The following is a 26,376-nucleotide window of genomic DNA, read 5'->3' as shown; positions in this document are numbered from 1 at the left end:
TTCGGATCCGCAGGAGCGGAACAATTTTTCCAGCCGCTCTAACTGCCGTCTAAACGCGGCCCTATGTTTTAGAGAAGAACACATTCAGTTCTCGTTATCAGGTCGGTTGTATGTTTGGACAACACCAACAACAATCACAGTTAGAATTTGTGCCAGTACAGTGTTTTGTAAATAAATTGCATAAATTATCGGAGATACTATTATATATGGAACTACGATCCGTACTGCTCGACTCTTTGTCCGATCCCCCAGATATGATTTAATCATTTCAACAGGAGTATATCCATCTGCTTGCTCAAGTTGAGTGTCTTCTGTATATAAGTACTTAAGATCAGACACGTAGACAGTAGCTAAACACTGTAAGATTTTATTCGCGACCTCGGGGAACGTATCAGTGAAGTACTGATCGGAATTGCGGTCTTCAACTGATTTCATATACACCTGAAGCTCTTTGGAAAATTCTGGCGGTAGAGCGTAAGGACCGTCGTACGACATGAGTTTGCGGCATTCTTCAAGTTCTTCCCGCGAATTTGTTATATTCCCACGTTCAAATTCTTTGATACTACGGGATAATCGATGATATATGGCCTCATCATGGTCGGTTAGCTGCTTCTCCGCTCTGTTATTAAATATCTTTTTCGAGAACCAAAGAGAAATAGAAACGAGCATCGGAACCCCAACCGCGATCAGATATATTATTGATTCTTGCTGGTCTGAGACGCTGATATGGTTATCGAGTGAATAAGAAACCAAAACAAACGACAGATATGTCAACATCAATGTAGCGATGTGTTTTCCGCCGATTCTGTTTTCCCACTCGTTTGCATCCTGATATTTTTTCACCACAAATTCTTCGATGGTGAATTTACTCAGGATATCATCACTCTGGATTTCTCTATCATTTAATGGGACGGTTGAGGATACCGTATCTGCTACTTCTTCGTTCTTCTCTTTATCTCTAAGATCCATACGTACCATAGTGAGTGAGTACACTTTAGACAATCAAATATTAAGTGGTATAATCAGTTTCTCTATTAAGCGAAAATGAAAGAATACCCGGTTCAATTTAGTCTAAAATTTCTATGGGCTTTCTGGGCACGGTCCTGGGCTACGGCAACAGCGTCGTGAGCCGGCTGGTGGCCGACCCGAGTTCGCTGCTGTACGTGGGGGCGGTCTGCTTCCTGGCGACGCTCGGGCTGGACCGGCTCGCGAACCGCGCCGCCGAGGAGCGGGACGGCGGCGAGGCGAGCGACGGCGGTGACGACGGCCCCGCGGCCGGCCCCGACGCTACGCCGCCCGAAGCGTGACCCGCCGGGCGGCGAAGTCCTCGAAGTAGGGGTCGAAGCCCGGCGAGTCGCCGCCGACGCTGACCGGGCCGCTGTCGGTCTCGACCACGAGTGCGTTCTCGACGGGGAAGGAGCTGGTGACCGGCGGGACCAGCGTCTGGCTGGCCTCGCGGACGGGGACGCCCTCGAAGTCGAGTTCGTGGTCGCCGCCGGTGTCGGCGACGGTCAGGTCCGCGACGAGCTCGCGGTCGGCCGCCAGGTGCTGGGCGGCGGTCGTGACGCCGTTGCGGAAGTACTCGAAGGTGGCCGGCAGCTCGGGCGGCTCCGAGACGTGGCGGACCTGCCCCATCGGCCAGACGTTGCTGACCATGTTGCCGTAGAAGCCGTTGGCGACCTCGGGTTGGCCGAAGGTGACGGCGTACTCGTCGCCGTGGCGGCCCGTCAGGACGCCGTGGGAGCCGACGAGCCCGGCGCGGGCGTCCCGGAGGACGAACACCTGCGGGCGGGCCTCCCACGTCCGGACGACGTGGGCGTACCGGCCGAAGTCGTCGACCGCGTCGGCGACAACGTCCGTGTCGGGCGCCAGGAGCATACAGTAGACGAAGACGCCACGGTCGACCGCCGCGGCCATCGCGTCCCTGACGCTGGCGAAGGCCGTCGCGGGGACGACGACGAACGCCTCGTGGGTCGCGTCCGCGAGGAAGCGCTCGGCGCGGCGCTCGACGGTCCGCCGCGAGCGGACCACCTCGAATCCCACGTCGGCCGCCGCCGGCTCGCTGTACACGTCCGCGATCGCGGATTGCAGGTCCGACACCCGCGTCGACAGCTCCGCGACGGCCTCCGCGGCCGGCCGCGCGCGCAGCACGGTCGGGCTCGCGCCCTCGTCGACGGTGACCAGCCCGCGGTCGACCAGCGTCTCCGCCACGTCGTAGACGTACCCCTGGGACACGTCCGCCGCGGCCGCCACCTCACCCGTCGTCGCCTCCCCCCGGCGGAGGACCGCCAGGTAGGTCTCCACCTCCGTCGCCGACAGCCCGAACGCCCCCAGGTGGTCCCTGATCCGCGATTCGCTCATCTTCGAGGATTCTTGGACTGTCTACAAAAACGTTTTCCGGATCGAACGGGGAGGGAGGGGTATGTATCCGACGAGCGAGCGGGACGGACCGCGACCGGGGAGGCGCGCCCGGTGAGCGGGCCGGCGACGGACGGCAACGGGACGGGCGGCGCGCCCGCCGACGGCGGCACACCACCGGGCGGCGACACCGACAGCGACGGCCCGACCGAGACGGACGCCCGCAACCGCCGACTGTGGACGGCGGCCATCTTCCTGACGATGGCGTGTACCGGCGCCGTGATGCAGATCCGCGGTGCCGTGCTGCCGACGCTGGAAGGCTCGTTCACCGTCCCCGAGTGGCAGCTGGGGCTCGTCGCGCCGGCGGGAACGGTCGGCTACCTGCTGGTCATCCTCGCCGTCGGGTCGAGCGCGGGCCGGGTCGACGCGCGGCGGTTCATCGCCGGCGGCGCCGCCCTCGCCGGGGGCGCGCTGCTCGCGATGGGGCTGGCGCCCTCGTTCCCCCTGTTTCTCGCCGCGCTGGTCGTCCAGGGGGCGGCCGTCGGAGTCTTTCGCGCGCTCGACCGGCCGCTGCTCAGCCACTTCTACCCGAGCCAGCGCGGGCGCGTCTACAACCGCTACGACGGCACCTGGGCGGTCGGCGCCGCGCTGGGCCCGCTGGCGGTCGTCCTCGCGCTGCGGGCGGGGTCGTGGCGGCTCGCCTACGGCGCGGTCGGCCTCGCCGTGCTCGCGCTCGCGCTCGTCTTCCGGTCGCTCCGGTCGCCCGCCGTCGAGTCGGACGAGGAGCCGCTCACCCGCGCGGACCTGGCCGAGCTGGTCCGCCGCCCGGAGGTGCTCGCGCTGCTGGCCGCCCTCTTCTTCGTGACCGGCGTCGAGGGCGGCCTGTTCACCTGGCTGCCCTACTACGCGCGGGCCGAGCTGCCGGCCGGCTGGGCGGAGCTGACGCTGACGGCGATGCTCGTCGCGTACGTCCCCGGCCGGTTCGCCTGCGGCGCGCTGACCGACCGGCTGGGCCCGCTCGCGCTCCTCGTCGGCGTGCTCGGGCTGCTCGTCCCCGCGTTCGCGTTCACGTTCTTCGTCGCGGACGGCCTCGCCGTGCTGGCCGGCGTCGTCGCCATCGGCCTGCTGATATCGGGCGTGTTCCCGACGATGATGGCCTACGCGACCGACGCCGTCCCCGAGCACAGCGGCCCCGTCAACGCCCTGGCGTCGGCGGTCTCGTCGGTCTCGGTCGGGGGCGTGCCGGCGCTGATGGGCGTCGTCGTCGGCGGCGCGGACGCCGCGGCGGCGATGCGGCTGCTCGTCGCGCCGCTGGTGGCCGCGCTGGGCGTGGTCGTGCTGGCGCGGGTCGCAGAGCGGCGCCGGACCGCGCGGGCCGCGGGCGGGTCGGCGCCGGGCGACGACTGAGCGTCAGCGGGGACTGGTCCGACGACCGGACGACAGCGCCGGGAGGAGGAGGGCGGCGGCGCTGACGGCGGCCACGCCGGCGGCGAGCCGGCCCGCGTCGCCGGCCGCGAAGATGACGGCGCCGGCGAGGACCCCCGACAGGGCGACCAGTTCGTGCGTCCAGTGTCGGTCCACGATCCTGTCATTGTCACAACCGGAAATAAAGCCCGGGCAGACGCGCGTCTGACGCGCGACGGACGGGCCGCCGTCGGGCGGCCGACGGTCGCGGGGAGCGGCGGATATCGGGACCGCCGGCGGAAACGGCGCTCGAACGAACACAACGGCCAAATAGGCGGGCGCGCTTGGTCGACGTATGACCGAGCGGACGGCGGCGGTGACCCGCGAGACCGCCGAGACGGCGATCGAGGTGACCCTCGACGTGGACGGCGACGGCGACGCGACCGTCGACACGGGGATCGGCTTCTTCGACCACATGCTGGAGTCGTTCGCCACCCACGGCCTGTTCGACCTCACGGTCCAGTGCGACGGCGACCTGGAGATCGACGACCACCACACCGTCGAGGACGTGGCCATCACCCTCGGCGAGGCCTTCTCCGAGGCGCTGGGCGACAAGCGCGGCATCCGCCGCTTCGCCGACCGGAAGGTCCCGCTCGACGAGGCCGTAGCGAGCGTCGTCGTCGACGTGAGCGGCCGCCCCTACTTCGCGTTCGACGGCGCGTTCTCCCAGGGCGAGGTCGGCGGGATGACCAGCCACATGGCCCAGCACTTCTGCCGGTCGCTGGCCACGAACGCCGGGCTGACGCTCCACGCGGGCGTCGACGGCGAGAACGCCCACCACGAGGTCGAGGCGCTGTTCAAGGGACTGGCCCGCGCGCTCGACGACGCCACCCGGATCGACGAGCGCCGGACGGACGTGGCCAGCACGAAGGGCGAGCTATAGATGCGCGAGGAGCGCGATTCCGCCGCCCTCGGCGCCGAGGGGACGGCCCCCGACCTTCGCACCGACGGCGGAGCCCCCGACGAAGGGGCCACCTTCGACGCGATCATGGAGAAGTTCGCCGACTCGCCCAGCCAGCAGGCGGTCATCCGGCTGCTGCTGGAGCGGGGCTTCTCCGTCAACGACGAGGGGCGGGTGGTCTCGGGCGGCATCGAGATCCCCAACACCGGCATCGCCCGGGAGGTCGACGTGGACCGCCGCGTCGTCGACGCCACCACCGACGCGATCCTCGCCGACGACCAGCTCCGCCGGATCTTCCAGAACATCTCCGCCATCCCGAGCCTGATGGACCTGGCTCCGGTGCTCGATCTGTCGGCGCTGGCGATAACAGTGCGGGACGCCGAGGAGACCGGCATCGTGGCCACGGTCACCGGCGCCATCGCCGACCGCGGGATCTCCATCCGCCAGACCATCAGCGAGGACCCCGAGTTCACCGACGAGCCGAAGCTGTACGTCATCACCGACGGGTCGATCCCGGGCGACCTCCTGACGGAGATCCGCGATATGGAGTTCGTCCACAGCATCGAGCTGCGGTGAGTTTTTGCCGCGCCCGACCGTCGCCCCCGCCGTGAGCGACTCGCCGCCGCTTCGCCACCTCGACGTCTCGCCGATAGCCGCGGTCGCGGGCACCGTCTTCCTGGTCGCGGTCGTGGCCTCGACGGTCCTCGGGGCGGGCGTCCCGGCGGAGGCGGCCGCCGCGGTCGTCGCCGCGGGGCTGGCCGCCGGGGTCGCCGTCCTCGCCCGTCGCCGGCGATGACCCGGAGCCGCCGACGGAGTGGGGCGACCGGGAGCCCGACCGACCGGTGGCCCGGGACGACCGGCAGGTTCCTGTCGCTGGCGTCCGGAGTGTCGCCGTGAGCGACGCGACCGTCACGGTCGAGCTGCCCGGCGGCGAGCGCCGCGAGGTGACCGCGAGCGAGGGGACGATACTCCGCGACGCCCTGCTGGCGGCGGGGCTGTCCCCCCACGGCCGGTACGCCCGGCGGGTCAACTGCGGCGGCCGCGGCCTCTGTGCGACCTGCGGCGTCCGCCTCGCCGAGCCGCCGGACCCCGACCACTGGCACGACGACCTGGCGGACCGCTTCGGCTACCCGCGGCTGTCCTGCCAGCTCCGCGTCCGCGACGGGACGACGGTGAAACTGCTCGACAAGCGGGTGTGGGGCGAGCGGCTGTCCGACGGCGAGTAGCGCAAGCGCTTTTCGGCTCCCCCCGGAAGTGAGCGGTGTGAGCCAGCGCGAGCCCTACCGGACGGTCGCCGGTCGCGGGGAGGCCCGCTTCGAGGTCCGGGGATCGGAGTTTCTCGGTCACGTCGCGCCCGCCCGGACGGTCGAGGCCGCCGAGGACTTCGTCGCCGAGATCCGCGGCGAGTACGCCGACGCGACCCACAACGTGCCGGCCTACCGCGTCCGCGCGGACCCCTTTCGCGAGTGGGCCAGCGACGACGGCGAGCCCTCCGGGTCGGCGGGCGACCCCGCGCTGAACGTCCTCCAGCAGGAGGGGGTCGAGAACGTCGTCGCCGTCGTCACCCGCTACTACGGCGGGACGAACCTCGGCGTCGGCGGGCTGGCGCGGGCGTACTCCCGCGCCGTCAAGGACGGCCTCGACGCCGCCGGGACGACCACCGAGCGCCCCCACGAGCGGTTCGCCGTCGCCGTCGACTACGACGACTCCGGCACCGTCCGCGGCATCCTGGAGAGCGAGGCCGTCGAGTTCGACGCCGACTACGCCGAGCGGGTCGCCTTCGACGTGCGCGTCCCGGTCGCAGACGGAGCCGCCCTCCGCGACCGCATCCGCAGCGCCACCAGCGGCCGCGCCGAGATCGACCGGTGACCGGTGGCCGCGCCGTCCGCCGACCCCGGCCGTCGCACCGTCCGTCGCTCCCGGCAGTCAGTTCCGGGGGCCGCCGGCGTGGAACACCGACTCCGAACAGCGGCGCGGATCCGCCGCTCTCGGTCGGATCTCCAGCCGAAACGAAGGGATTCGAGACGGGGTCACACGGCGGGCGACCGGCGGCCGCTCGCGGCCCACCGGACGCCGACGGATCGGTACGGCCGGACCGTCGCGGCTACTCGGAGGGGACCTCGTCGGCGTCGGGTTCGCCCTCGCCGACTTCGGTCGCCTCGTCGGGGTCGTACGCCTCGGTGCGGGTGACCCTGGCCTTCATGATGCGGGTGTTCTCGACGCCCTCGACGGCGATCTCGACCCCGTCGTAGTCGATCACCTCGCCCTCCTCGACGAGGCGGCCGGCGAGGTTGAAGATGAACCCGGCGATGGTCTCGAACTCCTCGCCCTCGGGGATGTCGATGTCGAGCGCCTCGTTGACCTCCTCGATGTTGACCTCGCCCTTGACGACGATGGTGTCGTCGCCCTCGTACTCGATGGGCTCCTCCTCGCCGCCCTCCAGGATCTCGCCGACGATCTCCTCGGTGAGGTCCTCCATCGTCACCAGCCCCTCGGTGGTCCCGAACTCGTCGATGACGATGACCATGTGTAGCCGCTCCTTCCGCATCTCGGTTAGCAGGTCGTCGACGTTCTTCGACTCGGGGACGTGCAGGGTCGGCTCGATGAGGTCCTCGAGCGCGAGGTCGCCGTCCTCGGTCTCGCCGTAGTTGCGGTCCCGGACCAGGTCGCGGATGTTGACGACGCCGATGACGTTGTCCAGACTCCCCTCGTAGACCGGCAGGCGAGCGTGGCCGCTCTGGATGCACTGCTCGATGGCCTCGTCGATCGAGGACTCGGTCGAGATGGCGTCCATGTCCAGCCGCGGCGTCATGACCTCCTTGGCGATGGTGTTGTTGAACCGGAGGGTGCGCTGGAGCATCTCCCGCTCCTCCTCGTCGAGGACGCCCTCGCGCTCGCCGGTCTCGATCATGTCCTGGATCTCCTCGCGGGTGACGTATGACGTCTCGATGGCCGAGCGGCCGCCCGTCACCTTGTTGACGACCCGGGTGAGGTAGTCGAACAGGACGACCAGCGGCAGCAGGACGTACTCCGAGAGCTTCAGCGGGCGCGAGACCCGCAGCGCCCACGACTCGGTGTTCTCGACCGCGTAGGACTTGGGCGCGCTCTCGCCGAACAGCAGGACGATCGCGGTGATCCCGAACGTCGCCGCGGCCACCGCCTGCCCCTGGCTCATGTAGAGGCCGAACAGGCCGGTCGCGATCGACGACATCGCGATGTTGACCAGGTTGTTCCCCACGAGGATCGTCACCAGCAGACGGTGGGGGTCGGACTTGAGGCTCTTGAGCGTCTCGGCCCCGTACCGCCCCTCCTCGACGAGCGCCTCGATCCGGTGGGACTGCAGCGAGAACAGCGCGATCTCCGACGAGGAGAAAAACGCCGACAGCCCGATCAGCACGAGGATCAGGAGCGCGCCGGCGATGGCGATGTAGCTCTTCGGGACGGCGTTTCCGAACACGTCGATCGTCTGCTGTGCGACCGGCGCCAACTGCGGCCACGCCGCTGCGGGTATACCCATCGACGACGAGACTTGTCGGGGGGCGGAATTAAGGCTTGTCATACCGGCCCTTTATAATATCGAGCGATCGGGGCAGTTCCCGTCCGTCTCCCGCCCGAGTCGTGATTCCGGCTCCGGGATCGTCCACCGTGAACCGTCGGTCGCCCGTTCCCCGTCACGACGCCCCCACCTCGGTCCGGGTCAACTGTGCGCCGGTCGGCCGGTGAATCACCCGGACCGCCGCCCGGTCGCCCGGCCGCACGTCCAGTTCGTTCTGGGCGATCCGGACGGAGGCGGTCTCGCCCGCGGCCCACTGACCGTCCGTGTGGGCAGCGTCCAGCGCCCCGTCGACGCCGGCGTAGGTCCGGTCGAACAGGTCCGCACCTCGGACGTGCTCGTCGGTGAGGCGCCTGGTCGGGAACCCCGAGAGCCGCGCGCGGTCGCCCGTGCGCTCGAACGCGACGACGACGGCCAGGTCCGCGACCGCCAGGGTATCACCCCCTTCGTGGACGAGTCGGAGCCGCTGGCCGTCCGGCCAGCCGTCCGTCGCCGACAGCTCCGCGTCCAGGCTGGCCTGCGGGGCCGGCTCCGGACGGGCGCCCTCGAACCCGACCGCCGCGGCGGCGACGGCGGCGAGCAGGACGGTCACCCCGACCAGCAGGACGACGCCCACGACCGGCGTGGCGGCGCGGTCGCTCCGGAGGGGCTCGCGAGGCGGGGAGGCCGGCGGGTCGTCGGTCACGCGCCGGGCTGGTCGCCCGTTCGGATTTAAATATTCGTGCGGTCGCGGCCGACGCGGTCGGCGCGTCGTTCGCACGGTTCGGCCGCCCGGCGAGCGGGCCGGGCAGGGGAGCGCTAGAGGTGGTCGGTGCCGTCGCGGTCGACGACCGAGCACGCCGCCCCGTCGACGGCGAGTTCGGTCACGCCGCAGTTCGCGGGCGAGAATTCCGGCGCGAGCGCCGCCAGCTCGCGGCCGGTCACCGCCGCCAGCACGGCCCGGATCGGCCCGCCGTGGGTGATGACCGCCGCGGTCTCGTCCCCGTCCAGTTCATCGACGAGCCGCTCCCAGCCCTCTCGAACCCTGGTCTCGAACGCCGACAGGGACTCGCCGCCCTCGACCGACCGCACGGCGAGCAGCGACCCCTCGCGGTGGTACTCGGGGTGGCGGGTGGCGATGGCGGTCCGGGTCAGCCCCTGGAGGTCGCCGAAGTCCCGCTCGCGCCAGGCGCGGGCCCGCTCGGGCTCGGCCGCGACGCCGGCCGCCCGGAGCTCCGCGGCGGTCTCCAGCGTCCGCTTCAGATCCGAGACTACGAGCCGGTCGAGGTCGTGGCCGTCGGCGAGGTGGGCGCCGACGGCGCGGGCCTGCTCGCGGCCGGTCTCGGTGAGCGTCGCGTCGGCCCATCCCTGGATCCGGCCGTCGCGGTTCCACGTCGTCTCGCCGTGTCTGACCAGCAGCACCCGCCCGGTCATGGCCCCGCCGGTCACCCCCGGTTCTCGTACCAGTCGAGGACCACGAGGACGAACTCGTAGGTGACGATCAACCCGACGGCGACGCCGGCGGCCTCGACCGTCGAGAGGTCGACCGCGTCGACCCGCCGGAGGAGTGCGGGGTCGGGGCTGCCGAGGTAGCCGACGAACAGCGACAGCGGCCAGACGCCGACGCGGGCCCGGGCGAGGTAGCCGTAGGCCCCCGAGCGACCGCCGAACCGCCGGTCGACGTAGAGGACCGCCTCGTAGACCGCGATGAGGCCGAGACCGACGAGCAGCGGCGTCAGCCGGGTGACGCCGAAGTCAGCAAGCGCCGACGTGACCGCGGGAGGGAGCTGCTCGTAGTAGCTCCCCGGTAGCGGCGCGGTCGAGACGAGGTAGCCGACGGCGGCGGCGCCGAGCCAGACGAACGGCCGGCGGGCCGCCAGGTCCTCGGCCGTGACCGCCGCCGCCTCGCCGGTCCAGTACAGCAGCAGCAGGGTGCCCTCGAAGAGGACGATCATCGTCGCGGCGACGAGGATGGGCGCCATCCCGGTCGGGTCCGGCGAGAACAGGAAGGCGACGGTGGCGAACCCGCCCCAGAAGTAGATGCGGCGGGCCGCCAGCCACCGCCGGGAGGTGACGCCCATCATCACCGCGAGCATGATGAGCAGGGGGATCTGGAAGACCAGGGCGAAAAAGCCCAGCATCATCACGATGAGGTTGAACGTCTCGGTGAGGCTGAACGTGACCTCGGCGGCCTGGGCGGTGTAGCCGGTGAAGTAGACGAACAGCGTCGGGAGGACGAGCAGGTACGCGAAGAGGATGCCGACGCCGGCGAGGACGAGGCTCGTCGGCACGGAGGCGAGGTAGTAGCGGCGTTCGCGGGGGTAGAGCCCGGGGCGCATGAACAGGTACGACTCGTAGACGGTCACGGGGAGGGCGACGACGAACCCGACCAGCGAGGCGACCTTCAGCCGGGCGAACATCAGCGCGAGCGGGTGGAACAGGTACGGACACGCCGCGTCGGCGGAGGGCGCGGTCGTCGGGCAGGCCTCCGGCGACCCCGACAGGAAGGAGTACCACAGGAAGTTGATCAGGCGGTCGGCGAACGGGAAGGTGAGCCCGCTGACCAGCGCCATCGCGACGACGACCACGCCCAGCCGGCGGACCATCTCTTCGATGTGCTGGGCCAGCGGCATCTCCTGATCGTCGGGGGCGCCGCCCAGTCCCTCGCCGGCTGGCGCGGCCGGCGCGCCCTCCGCCGGCCCGCCCGAGGACGGGTTCGCGTGGGGGTTGATGTCGCCGCCGAACTCCGTGGCGTCGCCGCCGTCGGCCGCGGCGCCCTCCTCGACGGTGTTGACCGGCGCCGCCTCCGTCGGGTCCGCCGAGGGCGACCCCTCGTCGTCGGCGTCGGCGTCGTCTGCGGCACTATCACTGGAGTCGGCACCGGCGTCGCCGTCGGCGTCGTCGACCCACTCGCTGGGGTCGCCCGGCGTCTCGTCGTCGGAGACGCCGGGCAGCCCCGCGTCGTCGGCGACACCGGCCCCCTCGGAGTCGTCGCCGGAGCTGTCGTCGCCGGAGCTGTCGTCGTCGGGGAGGTTGTCGGGCGCCGGCGAGGGGTTGGCGTCGGGTCGGTGTTCGTCGGCAGAGTCGTCGCGGTCGGGGTCGTCGGGGCCGCCCGGGATCGGTTCGTCGGGCGGTCCCGCGGACTCGTCGGGCGAGTCATCACCCTGTTCCTCGTCGGGCGGACCGGCGGCTCCCCCCTCCGCGTCGCCGTCGCCGGACCGCTCGTCAGTCATTCGTGGCCGGGTTTGCGCTCCCCTATTGTAAGCCTTCTTTTCGCCCGCCCCGTCGACCGGGGCGAGCGGGCCGCGCTCGGGCGCTCGGGCGGCCGTCCCGGCCCACGCGGACTCCCGTGATGAATAGATTGATAACAGTCACTCGGTTACCACTCCCCGAGATGGCTGCCGCGATCGACGAGGACACGAAGCGGACCGTCGCACAGGGTCGCGCGACCCTCGGGTCCATGATCGGCAGCGCCCGCGAGGACCTCCAGAAGGCGTTCATGGTCTTCGTGATCGGTTTCATGGGGACGTTCTACGCGCTGCGGCTCTACATCTGGGACGCGCTCAAGGCCGACCTCAACCAGAACGAGAACATCCGCATCGTCGCCACGACGCCGTTCGACGTGATCCTCCTGCAGGCGAAGATCGGGATGTTCATCGGGGTCCTGATGGCGATCCCGGTCGTGATCTACTTCGGCCGCGACGCCCTCCGGGCGCGGGGCTGGTGGCCCGCCGAGGACATCCCCCGCTGGAAACTGGTCTTCCCGGCGGTGCTCTCGGCGGTCCTGTTCGCGGCCGGCCTCGCCTACGCCTACTACCTCTTCTTCCCGCTCATGCTCGGCTTCCTCGCCGGCAACGCCGCCAACGCCGGCTTCGAGCCCGCGTGGTCGATCGTCAAGTGGACCCAGTTCATCGCCTTCCTCGGGTTCTCGTTCGGGCTGGCCGCGCAGCTGCCGCTGGCGATGAGCTCGCTCGCCTACCTGCGCGTGCTGAGCTACCAGGCGATGCGCGACCGCTGGCGCTACGCCGTGCTGGGTATCTTCGTGTTCGGCGCCTTCTTCTCGCCGCCGGACCCGCTCACCCAGATCATGTGGGCGCTCCCGCTGATCGGTCTCTACGGGTTCAGCCTCGCGCTCGCCCGCTTCGCGGAGCTGCTGCGGCGGTCGGCCGACGAGGTCTCCGCCGGGATGGTCGCCCGCCGCTACTGGAACAAGCTCCTCGCCGTCGCCCTGCTGGCCGGCGGCGCCGGCTACCTCTTCGTCACCCGCTACGGCGTCCCCGCCGTCAACGACCTCGTCACCTCGATATCGGACCGCGTCGGTCCCTTCCCGACGCTCACGGAACTGACGGGGCTGGACACCCAGGTCGTCGCCGCGCTCGTCGGCGCGGGGCTGGCGCTGGTCGCGCTCGGCGCCGCGGTCTTCTACTTCTCCATCAAGGAACTCGACGCCGCGCGGGACCCGACGGAACCGACCGGCTCGCCGACCGACATCGACCTGCTCTCGCTGTCGGCGGCGGCCATCCCCGCCGCACCTCCGGAGCGGTTCGAGGAGATGGACGAGGCCGAGGCGACCGAACTCGCCCGGGAGGCCATGGAAGAGCAGGAGGACCCCGACAAGGCACAGGCCATCCTCGACCGCTTCGACGAGGTCCAGGAGGCCCAAGAGGCCCGCGCCGAGGCCGCGGAGGGCGGCGAGGCGGCCGGCGGCGAAGCGGCCGCCGGTGACGGCGCGGCCGGCGACGAGGAGGAGGGGGGCGTCCTCACCTCGACGACGGCCGGCGTCGTCGACTCGTTCACCGAGGAGGAGACCACCGAGGACGACATCGGCGGCTACTACTACGACATCGCCTTTATCCTGGAGAGTCTCACCTCCCGAGCCTTCCGCATCGTCGGCCTGTTCGGGATCGTCATGGCCGCGACGTTCGTCTTCCTCTACCAGGGCGGGATCGGACGGCTCCGGCAGATCTTCTTCGGGCGGATGCCCGAAGGCCAGATCGCCCAGGCCGACATCGTGACGCTGCACCCCGCGGAGGCGCTCATCTTCGAGATCAAGTTCGCGACGCTTTTGGGGCTGGTCGCGACGCTCCCGCTGATCCTCTACTACGCCTGGCCGCGGCTGAAAGAGCGGGGGCTGGTCGGCGGCGACCGCCGGCTGCTCGGCCTGTGGGCCGTGACGCTGCTGGTCGGCATCGTCGGCGGGTCGGTCGTCGGCTTCCTCTACGTCGCGCCGGCGATCATCTCCTGGCTGGCCGCCGACGCCATCGAGTCGAGCATGGTCATCTACTACCGGATCAACAACTTCGGCTGGCTGGTCGTGCTCACGACCGTCGGCTTCGGCCTGCTCGTCGAGGTCCCCGTGACGATGTTCCTGTTCCACCGCGGCGGCCTGGTCTCCTTCCAGACGATGTTCGACCGCTGGCGGACGGTCGTCATGGCCATCGTCGTCTTCGCCGCGTTCATCACCCCCTCCAGCCTCCTGACGATGCTCGTGTTCGCCATCCCCGTCGCCGTCGCCTACATGGTCGGCCTCGGACTCCTGTGGGTGTACACCCTCGGCGGCCGCCGCACGCCCAGCCGCGAGGGCGAAGCCGCCGACTGAGGACTCCCCGCCGTGAATGCGTGTGTCTGTTCGGCTCGCGTCGCGAGTGTCGCGGCTGTGTCCGCTCGTCGCGAGTCCCAGCCCGCCCGCTAGCTGTCGGCTCTACTGCACTCGACAGTGAGTGATGAACGCCCCCGCCGCGCTCGCTAGCAGGGATCAGTACCGCAGGAGACAGCAGGCGCTGAAATCCCTCGGCCCGCTCAGACGACTATACGAGCGCGAGCGCGCCTCGCCCTTTCAGTCCGCCAGGGACCGCAACGGCACCGCACCGGACGGCAACCGCCCCGCTCGGCACCGCACGGCACCGCAACCGCACAGCACCGCAGACGGCCACGAGCCTCCCCAGCCGATTCGCTCGCTCCCACCGGTCGCTCCCTCATCCCTCGCGCGGCTACAGTCGCGCGCATGAACGCGCGCTTCAGCGCGCGCCAGTTCGGCCGGACGATCGAGCGTCGCGGTCGGACGCGTCGACCGCCGATCCGGTGGGGTTTTCCCGGGGCTACACGTTCGTTGGGCCATGACCGAGCCGATCACCGAGCGCGTCGACGACCCGGAGGCGAAACGGGAGTCGGGCCGCCGGAAGATGGAGTGGGCGCGCCAGCACATGCCGATCTGCGAGTCGCTGCGCGAGGACTTCGAGGAGAACCGGCCGTTCGCCGGCGAAGTCGTCGGGATGGCGATGCACGTCGAGGCCAAGACCGCGATCCTCGCCGAACTGCTCGCGGTCGGGGGCGCGGAGGTCGCGATCACCGGCTGTAACCCCCTCTCGACGCACGACGACGTGAGCGTCGCCCTCGACGCGGTGGAGGGCGTGACCTCCTACGCCGAGCGCGGCGTCGACGACGAGGCGTACTACGCCGCCATCGAGGCGGTCATCGAACACGAGCCGACCGTCACCGTCGACGACGGGATGGACCTGGTGGCGGCGATCCACGAGGACTACCCCGAGCTCATCGACACCATCGTCGGCGGCTGCGAGGAGACGACGACGGGCGTCCACCGCCTGCGCGCGATGGACGACGACGGCGAACTCGCCTACCCGATGTTCGCGGTCAACGACACGCCGATGAAGCGGCTGTTCGACAACGTCCACGGCACCGGCGAGTCCTCGCTGGCCTCGATCGCGATGACCACCAACCTCTCGTGGGCCGGCAAGACCGTCGTCGTGGCGGGCTACGGCCACTGCGGCAAGGGCGTCGCGAAGAAGGCCAGCGGCCAGAACGCCAACGTGGTCGTCACGGAGGTCGAGCCCCGCCGCGCGCTGGAGGCGCACATGGAGGGCTACGACGTGCTGCCCATGGACGAGGCCGCCGCCGAGGGCGACGTGTTCATCACGACCACCGGCAACCGCGACGTGATCGTCTCCGAGCACTTCGAGGAGATGCAGGACGGGGTCCTGCTCGCGAACGCGGGCCACTTCGACGTGGAGATCGACCTGGACGCCCTCTCGGAGCTGGCGGTCGACGAGTACGAGGCCCGCGACGGCGTGCGGGCCTACGAGCTGGCGGACGGTCGCCGGCTGAACGTGCTGGCGGAGGGGCGGCTCGTCAACCTCGCGACGCCGGTGGCGCTGGGCCACCCGGTCGAGGTGATGGACCAGAGCTTCGGCGTGCAGGCGGTCTGCGTGCGCGAACTCGTCGAGTCGGGCGACGAGTACGACGCCGGCGTCCACGACGTGCCCGACCGGCTCGACCGGGAGGTCGCGGAGATCAAGCTCGACGCGGAGGGCGTCGACTTCGACTCGCTGACCGAGACCCAGGAGGAGTACATGGGCTCCTGGCAGCACGGGACGTAGAACGGTCGAAAATTTTCGGGCCGCGGCCCGTCGAGCGGCGCGGCTACTCCTCGGCGGCGCCGGTGAGACAGAAGACGAGCGAGCCGTCGTCGAGGCCGGCGACGCGGGTCTGTGCGGTGAAGGTGTCGCCGCCGTCGGTCTCGCAGACGGTGCCGCCGGTCCACTGCCAGTCGTCGCGGACGGTCTCCAGGGCCGTGGACTCGAGCCGCTGGACCTCCTCGTCGGGGAAACACGCCCGCCAGGGGCGCCCGACCAGGTCGTCGGGGTCGGCCCCGAAGCGGCTGGCGAACACCCTGTTGACGAAGGAGAACGCGCCGTCGGGGTCGACGACGGCGACGGCGTCGCCGGTGGCCTCGATGGCGGTGAGGCTCCGCTCGGCGGTCCGCATCGTGCGGCGGTGGTGGACCAGCCGCCGGATCCGCCCGGCGAGGATCGACATGGTGGTCGCGGGGCTGTCCTTCCGGAGGAACTCCGTCCACGTGGCGTCGGGGATCTCCTCGGCGATGGCTGCCCGTTCCGACCCCGTGAAGAGGACGAACGGGAGCGTCGGCGCCCGCGCGCGCACGTCGGAGAGGAACTCCAGGCCGTTCGTCCCGGGCATGTCGTAGTCGCTGACGACGCAGTCGACGTCCTCGACGTGGGCGAGCGCCTCGGCGGGGACCGTCTCGGTCCGCACCGCGATGTCGTCGTGCTCAGAGAGGTGCAGCTCGATCAGGTCCAGGTAGTCGGGGTCGTCGTCGACACAGAGCACGTCGATCGACTCGTCACTGCCCGCCGGTGCGCTCGCCGTCGCCGGAGCGATGTCGTCGATCACGGCTGTCACAGGTGTCGGTGCGCCGTCGGACCCGACGGCGCGTCGGCCGCGCGTTCGGTCCGGTCGGTCGCCGGCTCGGGACCCGCGGTCGCCGCCCCGGCGCCCACCGCCTCCGGACTCCTCATTGCTCGATCGGCTCGGTCACGTCCGACTGGATCCAGGCGTGCTCGTTCTCCGGGTCGGCGATCATCGCCAGGCGCGTGTCGCCCACGTCGTACTCCTCGTAGGTCTCCCGGATCGCACCCTCGGCGTCCTCCGTCGAGCCCGTCGAGGCCATCTCAGACGCCTCCCTCGCCGTCGACGGTGACCGTCCCGTCGTCGGCGATCACGACGCTGTGGCCGTCGTACTCGAACTCCACCGTCGCCGCCCCGCTCTCGTAGATCGCGTCCAGCGCGTCCGTGTCCACGACCTCGTACAGCGGCGGTTCCATCCGAAGCGGGTCGCTCCCGGTCTCGTCCGCTATCGCCTCGATCACGTCGATACTGACCTGCCCGCTCGATCCGTGTACTGCTATGCCGTCCATCCTGTCACCGGATAGGACCACTGCCGGTATCGAACTGTCCGCTACGTGCATACCGCGACCGGCGACCCCGGGGTAATATGTATAGCGTCCCCGGAGGAGTGCCGGTGCCGACGGGCCGGGGACAGCCGTCGCGTATCCGGGACGGCGGGCTCGACGTTCGGGATCGCGGGTTCGCGTCCGACACGGTCGAACAGGCGTCCCGGTCGCCGGTCACCGCGGCGGGCCCTCGACCGGCCGCGAGTCGGCGCCGCGGACCGCCCCGACCCCGAGTCCCGGCGACGTGTCGGTCGGCGGAGACCTTAATTGCGCGCCCTCGCAATGGCCGACAATGGACGCTGGTTCGACGCGCGACCCCGGGCCGGGCCGGGCGGTCGCGGACAGGGGGAACCGTACACCGACGGCGGTCAACGGGCGTGACCGCGGGCCGCCCGACACCCGCGGTCGCGCGCCCGTCGCGCTCGTCGCGGCGGCGCTCGCCGCGCTCGTCGCCTGCCTCGCCGTCGAGGGGCTGCCGTCGGCGCAGTCGCTCGGCCCGCTCGGGGGGCTCGCGGGGACGGGACTGCTCGGGCTGGCGGCGTCGGGCGACGGCGACGACGGGGTCGCCGAGCTGGTCGACGACATCGAGCGGGCGCGCGACGGCGAGGACGTGAGCTTCGACACCGACCGCGAGGACGGGCTGGGCGAGCTGGCGGCGGCCGTCGAGGGGCTGGTCGACGACCTCCGGGAGTGCGAGCGCGAGCGGCGCCTGCAGGAGCGGGTCATCGAGTCGGCGCCGGTCGGGGTCGCGGTCGCCGACGCGACGGAGCCGGACAACCCGCTGGTCGCCGTCAACGAGCGCTTCGAAGAGCTGACCGGCTACGAGGAGTCGGAGTGTCTCGGGCGCAACTGCCGGTTCCTCCAGGGCGAGGACACCGACGAGGAGCGGGTCGCGCAGTTCCGCGAGGCCATCGACGCCGAGGAGGAGGTGACGGTCGAGCTGCGCAACTACCGCGCCGACGGCACCGAGTTCTGGAACCGGGTCCGGCTGGCGCCCGTCGAGGACGCCGACGGCGAGGTGACCCACTACGTCGGCTTCCAGGAGGACGTGACCGACCGCGTCGAGCGCCGGGCCGAGCTCGCCCGCGAGAAGTCGCTGCTGGACTCCATCTTCGAGCAGGTCCCGATCCACCTCTACGTCAAGGACCGGGAGGGCCGCTACGAGCGGGTCAGCAGCGCCTACGTCGAGGGGACCTACGGCTGGGACCCCGACCGGCTCGTCGGCAGGACCGACCCAGAGCTGTTCGACGACGAGCTGGCCGCGGAGAGCCACGCCGACGACCTGCGGGTCGTCGAGACCGGCGAGGCCATCGTCGGCAAGGAGGAGTACGTCCCGGACGTCGACGAGTGGAACCTCACGACGAAGGTCCCCTGGCGGGGGCCCGACGGGGAGGTCCGCGGGCTGTTCGGCGTCTCCCAGAAGGTCACCGAGCGCAAGGAGCGCGAGCGCGAGCTCGCCGAGTACCGCGAGTTCACGGACGACATCCTCGACGCCATCGACGACGTGTTCTACGTGCTGGACGACGACGGCGACCTGCTGCGCTGGAACGAGACGCTCGCCGAGGTGACCGGCTACGACGACTCGGAGATCGCCGACATGCAAGCGACCGACTTCGTCGTCGAGGCCGACCGCGAGGCGGTCCGCAACGGGATCGCGAACATCGAGGAGCTGGCGGGCGTCCCGCTGGAGGCCCGCTTCGAGACGAGCGACGGCGAGGCCGTCCCCTTCGAGATCGTCGCCTCGCCGCTGGAGAACCCGGACGGCGAGCGGATCATCGCCGGGGTCGCCCGCGACATCTCCGAGCGCAAGGAGCACGAGCGCCGCCTGACGGCCGTCGTCGAGAACACCGAGGACCCGATCTACATCAAGGACCGCGACGGCCGCTACCGGTTCGTCAACGAGGCGTTCGCGTCGTACTTCGGGGAGTCGCCGGCGGCGATCACCGGCGCCACCGACGGGGAGCTGTTCGACGAGGTGACGGCCGAGGACATCCGGGGCGACGACCGGCGCGTCCTCGACGACGGCGAGCACGTCTCCCGCGAGGTGACCCGCCCGGTCGACGGCGAGAACCGCGTCTTCCTCGACCACAAGTACCCATATCGCGACGAGGACGGTGCGGTCGCGGGGGTGATGGGCATCAGCCGCGACATCACCGAGCGCAAGGCCGCCGAGGAGAAGCTCCGCGAGCGCGAGCGGCGCCTCCAGGAGTACCGGGAGTACACCGAGGAGATCCTCGATGCCATCGACGACGTGTTCTACGTCCTCTCGGCCGAGGGGGGGCTCCAGCGGTGGAACGGGTCGCTGCGGGCGGTGACCGGCTACGACGACTCGGAGATCGCCGACATGCACGCGACGGACTTCTTCGCCGAGGACGACCGGCCGCGGATCGCGGCGGCGATCGAGACCGCGCTGCGGTCGGGCGACACGCGCGTCGAGGCGCCGTTCCTGACCGCCGACGGCGAGGCCGTCCCCTTCGAGTTCGTCGCCTCGCGGCTGGAGAGCCCCGACGGCGAGCCGGTGGTCGTCGGGATCGGCCGGGACATCTCCGAGCGCAAGGAGCGGGAACGGGAGCTACGCGCGACCAAAGAGCGCATGCAGAAGTTCGTCGAGACCTCCCCGGTCGGCGTGGTCGCGACCGACCCCGAGGGGCGGGTCACGCTGTGGAACGACGCCATGGAGGCGATCTTCGGGTGGTCGGCCGAGGAGGTGCTGGGCGAGCCCTACCCCGCGGTCCCCGCCGACCGCGAGGGCGACGACGAGGTCCGCCAGCGCGTCCTCGCGGGGGAGTCGGTCACGGGCGTCGAGCGCGAGCGCGTCCGGAAGGACGGCGAGCGCATCGACGTCTCGCTGTCGACGGCGCCCGTCCGCGACGACGACGGCGAGGTCGAGGAGGTCGTCGGCTACATCGAGGACATCACCGAGCGCAAGGAGCGCGAGCGCGAGCTCGCCGCGCGGTCGGCCGCGATGGAGCAGTCCATCGACGGGATGGCGATCCTCGACGAGGACGGTCGCTACGAGTTCGTCAACCGCGCCCACGCCGAGGTCTACGGCTACGACGACCCCGGGGCGTTCCTCGGCGAGCGGTGGGAGCTGTGCTACGAGGACGCGGAGGTCGACCGCCTCGAACGGGAGGTGCTGCCCGTCCTCGCCGAGGCGGGCGACTGGCGCGGCGAGGCGGTCGGCCGCCGGGCCGACGGCTCGACGTTCCCCCAGGAGCTGTCGCTGACCGTCCTCGACGACGGCCGGCAGGTCTGCGTGGTCCGCGATATCACCGAGCGCAAGGCCCGCGAGCGCGAGCTCGAACGGACGCGGGACCTGCTCCAGCAGGCCGGCCGCATCGCTTCCATCGGCGGCTGGGAGCTGGACCTGACGGGCGACGACCCCGAGATGACCTGGACCGACGAGCTCTACCGGCTCCACGGCGTCTCCCCCGACACGGACATCGACCTGGAGACGGCCGTCGAGTTCTACCATCCCGACGACCGCGAGCAGATACGGGAGTACTTCCGCCGGGCCGTCGAGGTCGGCGAGAGCTACGACATGGAGGTGCGCCTCGGGACCGACGAGTCGGTCCGGTGGGTGCGCGCCATCGGCGAGCCCGTCCGCGAGGACGGCGAGGTCGTCCGCGTGCGCGGCTCCATCCAGGACATCACCGAGCAGAAGGAACGCGAGCTCGCCCTGGAGTCGCTCCACGAGGCGACGCGGGGCCTGCTGGGCGTCGAGACCGACGAGGAGACCGCCGAACTCGTCGTCGAGACCGCCCGGTCGGTGCTGGACGTGGCCGGCGTCGCCGTCTACCTGCTCGACGACAGCGCCAACCGGCTCGACGCCGTCGCCTGCTCGGAGGGGTTCGAGCGGCTCTGCGACGCCGACCCCGTCCGCGCCGGCACCGCCGACTCGCTGCTGTGGAACACCTACGTCACCGGGACCCCGACGGTGTTCGACGACACGGGCACCGTCGCCGAGTCGGCGGTGTTCGGCCCCGCGGTCAGCGGCGGGCTGCTCGTCCCCGTCGGCGACCACGGCGTGTTCGTCGTCGCCACCGAGGAGCGGGCGGTCGGCGGCGCGACCCGCCAGCTGGCCGAGACGCTCGTCGCGACGACCGAGGCCGCGTTCGACCGGCTGGCCAGCGAGCGGACGCTCCGGGAACGGGACGCCGAGCTCGCCGAGCAGAACGCCCGCCTGCGCCGCCAGATCGGGATCACCGACCTCATCCGCCGGATCGACCAGTCGCTCATCCAGGCGGAGTCCCGCGAGGCCATCGAGTCGGCGGTCTGCGACCGCCTCGTCGAGAGCGACGACGTGGCCTTCGCGTGGATCGGCGGCCTCGACGCCGCCGGCAACGCCGTCGAGCCCAGCGCCTGGGCGGGCGACGGCGCCGAGTACCTCGACGCGGTCGACCTCGCGACCGGCGGGAGCGCGACGGAACCGGCCGTCCGCACCGCCGTCGACGAGACGCCGACGGTCGTCGGCAACGTCGTCGACGACCTCCAGCGCGAGGACTGGCGCAAGGCCGCGCTCGCCCGGGAGTTCCACTCCGTCGTGAGCGTCCCGCTGGCCTTCGAGGAGTACTTCTACGGCGTGCTGACGGTGTACGCGTCGGAACCGGACGACTTCGGCGACCTCGAACGGGAGGTGTTCGCCGAGCTCGGCGAGAACATCGCCCACTCGATCAACGCCGTCGAGACCCAGCGGGCGCTGCACACCGACCAGCGGGTCGAGCTCTCCCTGTCGTTCGACGCCGACGACGACGTGCTGGGCCGGCTGGCCCGGACGGCCGACTGCCGGGTCGCCTTCGAGGGGCTGGCCGCCCACTCCGACGCCGAGACGGGGCTGTTCCTCACGACCGCGGGCGCGCCGGTCGAGGCCGTCACCGACGCGCTGGACGACCTCGTCTCCGTGCGGGAGTTCCGGCTGGTCGGCGAGCCCGAGACGGCGGGGGACGCCGACACCGACGGCGGGACGGGCGAGGCGCTGTTCGAGGTGACCGTCGAGGGCGACGCGCTCGCCGCCGAGTTCGTCCGCCACGGGGCGAGGCCGCGGTCGATCCGCGCCGACCCCGGGGGGCTGGAGGCGGTCGTCGACGTGTCGACCGCGACGGACGTGCGGGCGTTCGTCGAGATGCTCGGCGAGACCTACCCCAGCGTCGAGCTGGCGAGCCGTCGGACCGTCGACCGCTCCGGGGAGGACGACCGCCGGACCGGCTCGGCCTTCGACGCGCTGACCGACCGGCAACTGGAGGTGTTGCGCACCGCCTACTACGCCGGCTTCTTCGAGTGGCCCCGCACCTCCACCGGCGAGGACGTGGCCGAGATGCTCGGCGTGAGCCAGCCGACGGTCAACCGCCACCTCCGCGTCGGTCAGCAGCGCCTGCTCGAACGCCTCTTCGAGGACCACACCGTCGCCGGCACCGGGGCGGACTGACGGGGCAGGCGAACGCGGCGGCCCCGACGGCACCGTTTCGTGTGGAACGCTCCCGGAGCCGACCGCGAGACGCCGTGACGACGCCGTGACTTCGGGCCGGCCGGCACTTCCGGTCCATGGCGTGCCGTTATCCGCCAGCGGGTCGGAGCGGCGGGTATGTCGACAGACAGTCAGGATTCGGGGCCGGCGATGGAACTGACGACCGTCTACGTGGGCGTCGAGGACATGGACCGGGCGCTGGAGTTCTACGCGGAACTGTTCGGGACCGGCCCGGCGACGGCCGACGACCGCTTCTCGACGTTCGCGTTCGACGGCGTCGACTTCGGTCTCTATCGGGCCGGCGCCGACGGCGGGGAATTCGCGTTCGGCGACAACTGCGTCCCGAACTTCGAGGTCGAGGACGTCGAGGCCGAGTTCGAGCGCGTCTCGGAGCTGGCCCCGGCGGTCGTCCACGGGATCGTCGACGTCGACGGCTACCGCTGTTTCCACGTCCGGGACACCGAGGGCAACACGATCGAGATATTCGGCGTCGACTCGGAGTGACGGCGTTCGGGGGGTCTGTGCCGGGTCGACCGTCGCCGTCGGTGAACGGTGATCGACCCCGGTCTGTTCGGTGACAGTATCGACCGCGGCCGAGGGTGAGTGCTGAACGCCCTCGGCCCGCTCGCGGTCGCTGAGCGACATACCCTCGCGGCCAGAGGCCGCTTCGGGTAGCGGTCGCTCAGACGACTGAGACCTCGCGCGGCTACGGTCGCGCGCACGAGAGCGCGCTCCAGCGCGCGCCGTGACGGACAGTCGGTCGCCGTCACGCTCGGCGGAGACGAACCGCAGAAAAAGACGATCAGAGCCGGGTCGGACCGTTCACTTCCGGTCGCGGGGGACGCCGAGGCCGAGCCACTTGCGGGCGTCGAAGAAGTCCCGGAGGCGGTCGAGGAAGCCGGTGTCCTCGTGCTCGCTGGGGCGCAGTCGCGCGCGGATGCGCGTCGACAGCAGCTCGATGGAGAGGACGACGACGAAGACCATGATGACGCCGGCCGCGGTCTGGCCGTAGTACAGGAGGTCCTGGCTGTTGCGGATCATCAGGCCGAGGCCGCCGGCGCCGACGACGCCCAGCGAGATGGCGATGCGGGTGTTGATCTCCAGGATGTACAGCGTCCAGGCGATGTACGACCGGGAGACCTGGCTCAGCATGCCGAAGCCGATGGTCTGGGAGCGCGAGGCCCCCGTCGAGCGGATCGCCTCGATGGGGCCCTCGTCGATCTCCTCCAGTTCGTCGGTGAACAGCCGGCCGAGGTTGCCGATGCTGTCGGTCGCGATGGCCAGCACGGCGGTCACCTGGCTCGGCGGGCCGATGGGGATGTAGAGGAAGATCCAGACGATGGCGGGGATGGCGCGGATGGCGCTCATCGTCCCGCGGAAGATGAAGTTGAACGGGAAGGGGGTGACCCGTTCGCTGCCGAGGACGCCGAACACGAGCGCGAGCGGGAAGCCCAGGACGGTGCCGAGGAATCCCAGGAGGACGGTGACGAGGCTGGCCTTGACGAGCGAGAGCCGCGGCGACTGCAGGCTCTCGACGATGTGGGCGCCGCCGTCGCCGAAGCTCGCCGGGATCGCCGCCAGTCCGGTGATCCCCTCGTTTTGCGTGTAGACGGTGAAGTTGACGAAGTTCGGCGGGAAGAAGCTGAGCAGGAACTCGATGAACCCGGGGTAGCGGTCGACGATGAGGCCGAACTCGAACTCGATGAACCCCAGGCCCCAGTAGGTCACCGCGAGGACGCTCCCGAGGAAGGCCAGCCAGAGGACCTGCCGGACCCGGCGGGCGCGTTCGAGCCGCTCGAACGTCTCGTCGATGCCGCTCACGCGCCCCCACCTCCCTCGTGGGCGGTGGCCGACTGGTCGAAGGCGTCACCGGGGGTGGCGCCGCCGAGGTCGCCGCCGTCGTCCGCGTCGGCGTCGCCGGGGACGACACCCTCGGGGGAGTCGCCGTCGTAGTAGATGTCGTCGATCACGTCCATCGTGAGGTCGCCCTCGCGGCCGTCGAAGACCAGTTGGCCGTCCTTGACGCCGAGGAAGCGGTCGCCGAACTCCCTGGCGATGTTCACCTGGTGGAGGCTGGTGACCGTCGTCAGGTCGTGCTCGTCGGCGGCGCGTTTCAGGTAGCCCATCACGTCGCGGGCGGCCTTGGGGTCGAGGCTGGCGACGGGCTCGTCGGCCAGCAGCAGTTCGGGCTCCTGGACCAAGGCGCGTGCGATGCCGACGCGCTGTTTCTGGCCGCCGCTCATCGACCCGGCGCGCTGGCCGGCGTCCTCCAGCAGGCCCACCGTGTCGAGCGCGTCGAGGGCGGCCCGCTTGTCCGCCTCGTCGTGACCGCCCGCGAGGCTCCGGAAGAAACCGTTACGCGAGAGCGCGCCGGTCAGGGCGTTGCCGTAGGCGCTGAGGCTCTCGACGAGGTAGTGCTCCTGGAACACCATCCCGACCTCCCGGCGGTTGCCCTCGACGGCGCGGCCGCCGATAGAGACGCTCCCGGCGCTGGGCGTCGTGAGGCCGTTGAGCACCCGCAGGAACGTCGACTTCCCCGCGCCGGAGGGGCCGAGCAGGACCACGAACTCGCCCTCCTCGATCTCGACGGACACGTCGTCGAGCGCCACCGTGTCGTCGCCGTACACCTTCGTCACGTTGTCGAATTCGACGGTTGTCATGGGTTGGACTGCCACGTGAACCGCTGGGACCCGCCGGCCGTCCGACGGGTCGTCGCTCGCGCGTTACTCGAAGATGTCCGGGCCGACGCCGAGCTCGTCGGCCACGTCGATCACCGACTGGTAGGTGTCCACATCGGCCTCGCGGACGGCGCTGAACCACAGGTCGTCGTCGGTGCCGTCCTCGCCGTCGGCGCCGTAGTAGATGCGGTCGGGCGCGTTCAGGAACGACTGCCGCAGCGCCTCCTTGGCGTCGTCGCTCAGCTCAGGCGAGACGACGATCGGCGCCCGCGGCAGCCCCGAGTCCTCGTGGAGCGTGCGCGCGGTGTTTTCGAACTCGTCGGGCGTCGGGCCGGTCTTGGTGTCGCGGACGAACGCGCCCATCGCGGCCGCGTCGGCGCGCCCCTCGTTGAGCAGCGTGTACGACTGGACGTGCCCGCCGGCGAACCGCGCCTCGAACTCCGCCTGCGAGCCGTTGCCCTCGGGCAGTTCGCCCACGTCGAGGTCGCCCTCCGAAGAGATGCTGTAGAGGGGGTACAGACAGCCGCTGGTCGACAGCTGGTCCGAGAACGCGACCGTCTTGCCCGAGAGATCCGAGAGGCTCTCGATGTCGCTGTCGTTGGGCACGGCGATGATGCTCTTGTAGGTCCAGCTGCCGTACCCCTTGCGCTGGAGGATCACCTCGGCGTTGTCGGTGTTGACGCCCAGCGCGGCCGCGAAGGGGCCGGTCTCGGCGATGTCGGCGGTCCCCTCGCCCAGCGCCTGGATGACGGTGCTGTAGTTGGTGCCGATGTTCATGTCGACGCTCAGCCCCTGGGGCACGTCGTACTCCTCGTCGAGGTGGGTCTCCAGGTAGTCCCGGATCGGACCGTACTGGACGTAGAGGTTCTGCTGGGGGACGCTCGGCGACAGCCCCATGTTCACCTCGCGGTCGCCGCCGAACGAGAGGGTGTCCCCGGCCGCCTCGGTGGCCGTCGACCCGCCGTCCGACGCGTCCGTCGACCCGCCGCCGCCCGGCGTGTCCGTCGAACTACCGCTCGTACAGCCGGCGAGCGACCCGGCGCCGGCGAGCACGCCCATGCCCTTCAGAAACGTTCGTCTGTCGCGCATCGCGTGAGCCATCGACCGAATCCAGATTAAGTTTTCATAATAGATTTAATCCCGTCTATTTAGTGCTATATATCAACCGCTGGCCCGGATCGGCGGACGTTCGGTCGTATCGGTGGGACTAT

24 protein-coding genes are annotated in these 26,376 nt (G+C 70.3%); 11 read left to right on the top strand and 13 right to left on the bottom strand.

The genetic code is table 11. From position 1 onward, the window contains the following. Positions 1-84 precede the first annotated feature (84 nt). Positions 85-978 carry a hypothetical protein gene (locus E3328_RS11900; protein WP_167837388.1) on the bottom strand — a complete coding sequence of 298 codons (894 nt, stop codon included), beginning with the start codon at positions 976-978 and terminating at the stop codon, positions 85-87. 104 nt (positions 979-1,082) lie between these two features. Between E3328_RS11900 and E3328_RS11895 the strand changes: the two genes are divergently transcribed. Continuing rightward, positions 1,083-1,307, top strand: a complete 225-nt coding sequence (locus E3328_RS11895) for a hypothetical protein (RefSeq protein ID WP_209452193.1) — start codon at positions 1,083-1,085, stop codon at positions 1,305-1,307. Here E3328_RS11895 and E3328_RS11890 read toward each other — a convergent pair. Further along, a complete protein-coding gene (locus E3328_RS11890) occupies positions 1,288-2,361 on the bottom strand; it encodes a TrmB family transcriptional regulator (RefSeq protein WP_135364864.1) in 1,074 nt (357 codons plus the stop codon). The genes E3328_RS11895 and E3328_RS11890 overlap by 20 nt on opposite strands. A 111-nt stretch (positions 2,362-2,472) precedes the next feature. On the opposite strand from E3328_RS11890, the gene E3328_RS11885 reads away from it, so the two are divergent. Beyond that, a complete protein-coding gene (locus E3328_RS11885; RefSeq protein ID WP_246023003.1) occupies positions 2,473-3,765 on the top strand; it encodes an MFS transporter in 1,293 nt (430 codons plus the stop codon). 3 nt (positions 3,766-3,768) lie between these two features. On the opposite strand, the gene E3328_RS22000 is transcribed toward E3328_RS11885, so the two are convergent. Beyond that, complete coding sequence (locus tag E3328_RS22000) at positions 3,769-3,939, bottom strand: hypothetical protein (RefSeq protein WP_167837387.1); 171 nt, start codon at positions 3,937-3,939, stop codon at positions 3,769-3,771. 178 nt (positions 3,940-4,117) lie between these two features. Here E3328_RS22000 and hisB point away from each other — a divergent pair, with 178 nt between their 5' ends. The 5 genes from hisB (at position 4,118) to E3328_RS11860 (ending at position 6,592) form a co-directional block, all read left to right on the top strand. Then, a complete protein-coding gene (gene hisB / locus E3328_RS11880) occupies positions 4,118-4,705 on the top strand; it encodes an imidazoleglycerol-phosphate dehydratase HisB (RefSeq protein WP_135364863.1) in 588 nt (195 codons plus the stop codon). 105 nt (positions 4,706-4,810) lie between these two features. Then, positions 4,811-5,299, top strand: coding sequence for a TrpY family transcription regulator (locus E3328_RS11875; protein ID WP_135365712.1), 489 nt, complete (start codon positions 4,811-4,813; stop codon positions 5,297-5,299). 31 nt (positions 5,300-5,330) lie between these two features. Beyond that, positions 5,331-5,519, top strand: coding sequence for a hypothetical protein (locus E3328_RS11870; protein ID WP_135364862.1), 189 nt, complete (start codon positions 5,331-5,333; stop codon positions 5,517-5,519). Positions 5,520-5,616: 97 nt separating this feature from the next. Next, on the top strand, positions 5,617-5,949 hold the full coding sequence (locus E3328_RS11865) for a 2Fe-2S iron-sulfur cluster-binding protein (RefSeq protein ID WP_135364861.1): 333 nt from the start codon (positions 5,617-5,619) through the stop codon (positions 5,947-5,949). Positions 5,950-5,986: 37 nt separating this feature from the next. Further along, positions 5,987-6,592 (top strand): IMPACT family protein, encoded by a 606-nt coding sequence (locus tag E3328_RS11860; RefSeq protein ID WP_135364860.1) that lies wholly within the window; start codon positions 5,987-5,989, stop codon positions 6,590-6,592. 235 nt (positions 6,593-6,827) lie between these two features. On the opposite strand, the gene E3328_RS11855 is transcribed toward E3328_RS11860, so the two are convergent. The 4 genes from E3328_RS11855 to tatC all read right to left on the bottom strand — a co-directional run bounded on the left by E3328_RS11855 (position 6,828) and on the right by tatC (position 11,488). Next, positions 6,828-8,240 carry a hemolysin family protein gene (locus tag E3328_RS11855; protein ID WP_135364859.1) on the bottom strand — a complete coding sequence of 471 codons (1,413 nt, stop codon included), beginning with the start codon at positions 8,238-8,240 and terminating at the stop codon, positions 6,828-6,830. Between the two features lie 154 nt (positions 8,241-8,394). After that, complete coding sequence (locus tag E3328_RS11850; RefSeq protein ID WP_167837386.1) at positions 8,395-8,961, bottom strand: type IV pilin domain-containing protein; 567 nt, start codon at positions 8,959-8,961, stop codon at positions 8,395-8,397. A 113-nt stretch (positions 8,962-9,074) separates the two neighbouring features. Continuing rightward, a complete protein-coding gene (locus E3328_RS11845) occupies positions 9,075-9,689 on the bottom strand; it encodes a histidine phosphatase family protein (RefSeq protein WP_135364857.1) in 615 nt (204 codons plus the stop codon). 11 nt (positions 9,690-9,700) lie between these two features. After that, complete coding sequence (tatC, locus tag E3328_RS11840; RefSeq protein ID WP_135364856.1) at positions 9,701-11,488, bottom strand: twin-arginine translocase subunit TatC; 1,788 nt, start codon at positions 11,486-11,488, stop codon at positions 9,701-9,703. Positions 11,489-11,649: 161 nt separating this feature from the next. Here tatC and E3328_RS11835 point away from each other — a divergent pair, with 161 nt between their 5' ends. Together E3328_RS11835 and E3328_RS11830 are read left to right on the top strand one after the other, a co-directional pair. After that, entirely contained in the window at positions 11,650-13,854 is a 2,205-nt protein-coding gene (locus E3328_RS11835; protein ID WP_135364855.1) for a twin-arginine translocase subunit TatC, read from the top strand. Positions 13,855-14,371: 517 nt separating this feature from the next. Next, complete coding sequence (locus tag E3328_RS11830; RefSeq protein WP_135364854.1) at positions 14,372-15,649, top strand: adenosylhomocysteinase; 1,278 nt, start codon at positions 14,372-14,374, stop codon at positions 15,647-15,649. Positions 15,650-15,692: 43 nt separating this feature from the next. Here the strand turns inward: E3328_RS11830 and E3328_RS11825 are convergent, their stop codons facing one another. The 3 genes from E3328_RS11825 to E3328_RS11820 all read right to left on the bottom strand — a co-directional run bounded on the left by E3328_RS11825 (position 15,693) and on the right by E3328_RS11820 (position 16,987). Further along, positions 15,693-16,472, bottom strand: coding sequence for a response regulator (locus E3328_RS11825; protein ID WP_135364853.1), 780 nt, complete (start codon positions 16,470-16,472; stop codon positions 15,693-15,695). 112 nt (positions 16,473-16,584) lie between these two features. After that, positions 16,585-16,740, bottom strand: a complete 156-nt coding sequence (locus E3328_RS21995) for a hypothetical protein (protein WP_167837385.1) — start codon at positions 16,738-16,740, stop codon at positions 16,585-16,587. A 1-nt stretch (position 16,741) separates the two neighbouring features. After that, positions 16,742-16,987 carry a HalOD1 output domain-containing protein gene (locus tag E3328_RS11820; RefSeq protein ID WP_135364852.1) on the bottom strand — a complete coding sequence of 82 codons (246 nt, stop codon included), beginning with the start codon at positions 16,985-16,987 and terminating at the stop codon, positions 16,742-16,744. 328 nt (positions 16,988-17,315) lie between these two features. Between E3328_RS11820 and E3328_RS11815 the strand changes: the two genes are divergently transcribed. Next, positions 17,316-22,448: a PAS domain S-box protein gene (locus tag E3328_RS11815; RefSeq protein WP_135364851.1), complete on the top strand. Its 5,133-nt coding sequence runs from the start codon at positions 17,316-17,318 to the stop codon at positions 22,446-22,448. Positions 22,449-22,604: 156 nt separating this feature from the next. Beyond that, the gene (locus tag E3328_RS11810; RefSeq protein WP_135364850.1) at positions 22,605-22,991 is read left to right on the top strand and encodes a VOC family protein; all 387 of its coding nucleotides are present in this window, start codon (positions 22,605-22,607) and stop codon (positions 22,989-22,991) included. A gap of 318 nt (positions 22,992-23,309) precedes the next feature. Here E3328_RS11810 and E3328_RS11805 read toward each other — a convergent pair whose 3' ends face one another. From E3328_RS11805 to phnD, 3 genes are all read right to left on the bottom strand, one after another. Continuing rightward, positions 23,310-24,308, bottom strand: a complete 999-nt coding sequence (locus E3328_RS11805) for a PhnE/PtxC family ABC transporter permease (protein WP_135364849.1) — start codon at positions 24,306-24,308, stop codon at positions 23,310-23,312. After that, on the bottom strand, positions 24,305-25,147 hold the full coding sequence (locus E3328_RS11800) for a phosphonate ABC transporter ATP-binding protein (protein WP_135364848.1): 843 nt from the start codon (positions 25,145-25,147) through the stop codon (positions 24,305-24,307). The genes E3328_RS11805 and E3328_RS11800 overlap by 4 nt, the downstream gene beginning before the upstream one ends. 63 nt (positions 25,148-25,210) lie before the next feature. Continuing rightward, positions 25,211-26,254: a phosphate/phosphite/phosphonate ABC transporter substrate-binding protein gene (phnD, locus tag E3328_RS11795; protein WP_135364847.1), complete on the bottom strand. Its 1,044-nt coding sequence runs from the start codon at positions 26,252-26,254 to the stop codon at positions 25,211-25,213. Positions 26,255-26,376 lie beyond the last annotated feature (122 nt).

This window comes from Halosimplex halophilum, from assembly GCF_004698125.1.
In the GTDB taxonomy this organism is placed as follows: Archaea; Halobacteriota; Halobacteria; order Halobacteriales; family Haloarculaceae; genus Halosimplex; species Halosimplex halophilum.
Note: the sequence above shows the minus strand (reverse complement) of the source record. Positions and strands in the feature narration are given on the sequence as shown.

Excerpts from the sequence above, each read along its gene's own strand:
- E3328_RS11820 (WP_135364852.1), bottom strand. The coding sequence starts at position 16,987 with ATGGACGGCATAGCAGTACACGGATCGAGCGGGCAGGTCAGTATCGAC.
- phnD (WP_135364847.1), bottom strand. The coding sequence starts at position 26,254 with ATGCGCGACAGACGAACGTTTCTGAAGGGCATGGGCGTGCTCGCCGGC.
- E3328_RS11815 (WP_135364851.1), top strand. The coding sequence starts at position 17,316 with ATGGACGCTGGTTCGACGCGCGACCCCGGGCCGGGCCGGGCGGTCGCG.
- E3328_RS11890 (WP_135364864.1), bottom strand. The coding sequence starts at position 2,361 with ATGAGCGAATCGCGGATCAGGGACCACCTGGGGGCGTTCGGGCTGTCG.
- E3328_RS11900 (WP_167837388.1), bottom strand. The coding sequence starts at position 978 with ATGGTACGTATGGATCTTAGAGATAAAGAGAAGAACGAAGAAGTAGCA.
- E3328_RS11875 (WP_135365712.1), top strand. The coding sequence starts at position 4,811 with ATGGAGAAGTTCGCCGACTCGCCCAGCCAGCAGGCGGTCATCCGGCTG.
- E3328_RS11800 (WP_135364848.1), bottom strand. The coding sequence starts at position 25,147 with ATGACAACCGTCGAATTCGACAACGTGACGAAGGTGTACGGCGACGAC.
- E3328_RS11835 (WP_135364855.1), top strand. The coding sequence starts at position 11,650 with ATGGCTGCCGCGATCGACGAGGACACGAAGCGGACCGTCGCACAGGGT.
- E3328_RS21995 (WP_167837385.1), bottom strand. The coding sequence starts at position 16,740 with ATGGCCTCGACGGGCTCGACGGAGGACGCCGAGGGTGCGATCCGGGAG.
- hisB (WP_135364863.1), top strand. The coding sequence starts at position 4,118 with ATGACCGAGCGGACGGCGGCGGTGACCCGCGAGACCGCCGAGACGGCG.
- E3328_RS11895 (WP_209452193.1), top strand. The coding sequence starts at position 1,083 with ATGGGCTTTCTGGGCACGGTCCTGGGCTACGGCAACAGCGTCGTGAGC.
- E3328_RS11845 (WP_135364857.1), bottom strand. The coding sequence starts at position 9,689 with ATGACCGGGCGGGTGCTGCTGGTCAGACACGGCGAGACGACGTGGAAC.
- E3328_RS11810 (WP_135364850.1), top strand. The coding sequence starts at position 22,605 with ATGTCGACAGACAGTCAGGATTCGGGGCCGGCGATGGAACTGACGACC.
- E3328_RS11855 (WP_135364859.1), bottom strand. The coding sequence starts at position 8,240 with ATGGGTATACCCGCAGCGGCGTGGCCGCAGTTGGCGCCGGTCGCACAG.
- tatC (WP_135364856.1), bottom strand. The coding sequence starts at position 11,488 with ATGACTGACGAGCGGTCCGGCGACGGCGACGCGGAGGGGGGAGCCGCC.
- E3328_RS11830 (WP_135364854.1), top strand. The coding sequence starts at position 14,372 with ATGACCGAGCCGATCACCGAGCGCGTCGACGACCCGGAGGCGAAACGG.